Raw genomic sequence first — 545 nt, forward strand, 5'->3', positions numbered from 1 at the left:
CATGGCACTACTGGGCCCATCTGACCGTCCCGACGCTGGACGGGTCACTCTCATCACCACGATCTAAGGAGGCACGGGATGCCGACCACACCGATCTATGGACTCCGGACGCCGGAGTTGGCGGACGCGAACAACGTCCCGGCAGATATGGCCCTGCTGGCTCAGGGCACCGAAAATGCGCTGTCGTCGCTGTCTCCGTCGTGGTCGTCATACGCCGTGGCGTGGTCGCAGAGCGACGGCACCAACCTCTCGATCGGAAACGGGACGCTGGAGGGTCGCTGGATGCAGGTGGGGCGTCTGGTGCACGCCTCGGTGTCGATGGGGCGAGGCTCGACCACCAATTTAGGGTCGGCGGCGTGGATGTGGTCGATGCCGGTCAGCGCCAGGGCCTGGACGATGGTCACTGGCGTGGGGTGGCTGGCGCGTGGCGGGTCTGAGTATCCGCTGACGGTGAGGCCGGTGGGCCCTGGCCGTGTGGCTGCGCTGATCCCGTCCGGGCGGCTCTCCAACAACAACCCTGTTGGGTGGGCGGCTGGGGACTCGCT

The 545-nt window shown here is 67.0% G+C and carries 1 protein-coding gene; it reads left to right on the forward strand.

Annotated features, from left to right (window positions below; genetic code table 11):
* Positions 1-78 precede the first annotated feature (78 nt).
* A partial coding sequence (locus E4U82_RS19695) for a hypothetical protein (protein WP_209300617.1) occupies positions 79-545 on the forward strand: 467 nt, incomplete at its 3' end.

Origin of the sequence: Lentibacillus salicampi, from assembly GCF_004565465.1 — a bacterium.
Lineage (GTDB): Bacteria > Bacillota > Bacilli > Bacillales > Amphibacillaceae > Lentibacillus > Lentibacillus salicampi.